Source organism: uncultured Chryseobacterium sp., assembly GCF_913776365.1.
Taxonomy (GTDB): domain Bacteria; phylum Bacteroidota; class Bacteroidia; order Flavobacteriales; family Weeksellaceae; genus Chryseobacterium.
Window position 1 is genome coordinate 1 of sequence record NZ_CAJYMO010000229.1, and the last position, 2,876, is coordinate 2,876.

The 2,876-nt window shown below is 46.3% G+C and carries 4 protein-coding genes; all 4 read left to right on the forward strand.

Annotated features, from left to right (window positions below; all coding sequences use genetic code 11):
- On the forward strand, positions 1-429 hold a 429-nt coding region (locus tag QZ735_RS11870), incomplete at its 5' end, for an acyl-CoA thioesterase (protein ID WP_294248603.1).
- Complete coding sequence (locus QZ735_RS11875; RefSeq protein ID WP_294248605.1) at positions 429-1,307, forward strand: sugar phosphate isomerase/epimerase; 879 nt, start codon at positions 429-431, stop codon at positions 1,305-1,307. The genes QZ735_RS11870 and QZ735_RS11875, both read left to right, overlap by 1 nt.
- The gene (locus tag QZ735_RS11880) at positions 1,246-1,641 is read left to right on the forward strand and encodes a hypothetical protein (protein ID WP_294248608.1); all 396 of its coding nucleotides are present in this window, start codon (positions 1,246-1,248) and stop codon (positions 1,639-1,641) included. The genes QZ735_RS11875 and QZ735_RS11880 overlap by 62 nt, the downstream gene beginning before the upstream one ends.
- A gap of 519 nt (positions 1,642-2,160) precedes the next feature.
- The gene (locus tag QZ735_RS11885; RefSeq protein ID WP_294248611.1) at positions 2,161-2,829 is read left to right on the forward strand and encodes a TetR family transcriptional regulator C-terminal domain-containing protein; all 669 of its coding nucleotides are present in this window, start codon (positions 2,161-2,163) and stop codon (positions 2,827-2,829) included.
- Positions 2,830-2,876 lie beyond the last annotated feature (47 nt).

A 2,876-nucleotide genomic window follows, 5' to 3' on the forward strand; every position in this document is an offset into this window, starting at 1 on the left:
CCTTCCGATGTGAACTACGGAGGAAACGTACATGGAGGAAGCGTGATGAAATGGATCGATCAGGCAGGATATGCCTGTGCCACTACGTGGAGCGGAAATTATTCCGTCACGGTGTATGTCGGCGGCATCCGCTTTTATGAGCCGATCAAGATCGGGGAAATCGTCAAGGTGGAAGCCCAGGTGATCTACACGGGTTCTTCCAGCATGCATATTTCCATCAACGTTTTTTCCCGGAACCTGAAGCAGCCGAAATTCGACAAGAAAACGCATTGTATCATCGTTTTTGTCGCAGTGGACGAAAACGGTAAAAAGCTTCCGGTCCCGAAATGGGTCCCCGAGACCGAAGAAGACCGCCAGAAGGAAAGGTATGCCATCCGGCTGATGGAGCTGAGAACACAGATCGAAGATGAAATGAAACCCTTTTTATAATGGACAGAAAAGAGTTTCTCACCCTCAGCTCCCTTGGATTGCTGGGACTGTCTTCCTGCGGCATTTCAAACCGTCAGTCAAAAAACAATCCATCATTGGCCATCCAGTTATACACTGTCCGTGAAGCAATGTCCGAAAACCCTGAGAAAGCCCTCGAAAGACTGGCGGCAATGGGTTTTACCGGTCTCGAGATTTACGGCTACAACGGTACATTCTTCGGTAAAACGCGGAATGAGTTCCGGCAGATTCTCAGCAATACCGGTCAGCGCGTTATCAGTTCTCACCACACCACCGGAATGCTCCGCCGTGAGCCCGGAACCCTGCTGGAAAACTGGGAGAAAACCGTTGAGGACCTGAAATACATGGGGACGGAATTTATGGTCTGCTCCTATCTCTTTCCTGAAGAACGGACACCTGAACATTACAGGAAGCTTCCCGGCATCCTGAATACCGCCGGTGAAATCGCCCGGCAGTCGGGCATTCAGTTCGCCTATCACAACCATGATTTTGAATTTGAAGACTTTGACGGTACCGGAAAAGTCTATGATTTCATCCTGAACCGGACTTCCCCGGAGCTGGTACAAATGGAGCTGGACCTTTACTGGATCGCCAAAGCCGGTTTTGATCCGGTTTCCTATTTCGAAAAATATCCCGGCAGGTTCCCGCTGTGGCATGTGAAAGACATGAAAGCCGGTAACCGGGACTTTACCGAAATCGGTAACGGCACCATTGACTTTGCCGGGATCTTTGCCGCCCGTGAGAAAGCGGGACTCCGGCACTGGTTCCTTGAACAGGACTCCGCCGATAAGGATATCTTTGAAAGCATCGGCATCAGCAGCAAATACATTCGAAGCCATCGGAAAATATTTTCGGAATAATATTGCGGATTCAGCGGTTTTGATGACAGGGAGTGTTGGAAAACGCAAGGTCGCGAAGGGTTTTGCCAGCTTTGTGGGTACAAGACGCAAAGATTTTATCGGAGATAAAATGGAAGGCTGCCTATTGTCCCGTACTACCGATGCCTGTAAAGCAGTCTATTCAGAAGCATTAAAATTTGGCTCTGCCAAATTCCTTGCGCCTTATACCACAGCATTTTCCGGTATTCCTTGCGACTTTGCACTTTCCAATACTGATCAAAAGCCTGAAACAAAATACTTAACGGAAATTCCCCTCCGATCTGGGAGAGGTGTCGAAAATTCAGGGAATTTTTGACAGGGTGGTCCTGAATAGTAGTATCTGTCTGACACGAACCTGTAATCCTGCATTCGCGTTACCAAAGTATAAAATACCCGAGCTCCCTAAATCCAGCAGCCTGCCTGAGCCTCGGCCCTGCTCATCAGATGAATTCAGACTGAATTAAAATTGAACGTTCACCTGCAGGAACTGACTCCTTCTTTTTTACACTCCCGTTTAAATACAGCCTGCTGAAATAGCCCCGATAGCAGCGGCTACCCCACAGCGGTGCCGGAGGGTTGGAGCGTGAAGGGCTTTGGCGTTGGCCTGCATTGGGACAGCCATGGCGCGAGGAGTAATAGCGGATAGCGGGAATCAGCTCCTGATCAGTACAGTACAGCAGTCCCGCATCCGTCTGTAACTGTTTCCACTGAACCCCTGAAAGCCAAATCTTCCGGATGTCATCTATAATCTGTATCATTTAAATAGTATTAATTTATACTTTGTTAACATTATTTAGTAAAATAAATTACTAAATTTGTTATAAATAAATGACAAATGGAAGATCAACACCCATATCCAAATCAGGATAATATGAACCATGAAAGACTGCTGGAACTGTACGGCGATTATATTCTCAACCATGGCGAAAGGCCTAAAAATATTTATCTGTTCGCCAAAGAAAACGGATTTGAGGAAAAGGAATTCTATCATTACTATTCCGGTTTCGGGCATATGGAAAAAGAGATCCTGAACCATCTCTTTAAAAAATCACTGGAACTGGCGGCTGAAGCAGATATTTCCAGGGAAGTCCCTGCCAAGGAAGCGCTGCTGAACGTGTATTATATTTTCTTTGAAAACCTGACGATGAACCGTTCGCTCATCCTTTTTCTCCTGGGCCGGGAAAGCCTGCGACATGTCACCCTGCTGGAAAACCTTAAGGAAACCCACCGGCTGTTTATCAACAGCCTGGATTTCAATGAATGGGAAATTTTTCAAAAGGCCAAGGAAGACATCAGGAGATTCAATGAAAAATCGAGGCAGCAGGCCCTGTGGCTGCACCTTCTTTCCTGCATCGACTTCTGGAAAAAGGATACCTCACCGGATTTTGAAAAGACCGATATCTATATTGAAAAAACCATTGATACAGGATTTGAACTGATTGACAATGAACCGCTGAAAAAGCTGGTGGATCTGGGAAAATTTTTGTGGAAAGAAAAAAGATGAGAAAACCGTATGAAGACATTAGATAAAATACCCACCGGTAAAATTGA

Excerpts from the sequence above, each read along its gene's own strand:
- QZ735_RS11875 (WP_294248605.1), top strand. The coding sequence starts at position 429 with ATGGACAGAAAAGAGTTTCTCACCCTCAGCTCCCTTGGATTGCTGGGA.
- QZ735_RS11885 (WP_294248611.1), top strand. The coding sequence starts at position 2,161 with ATGGAAGATCAACACCCATATCCAAATCAGGATAATATGAACCATGAA.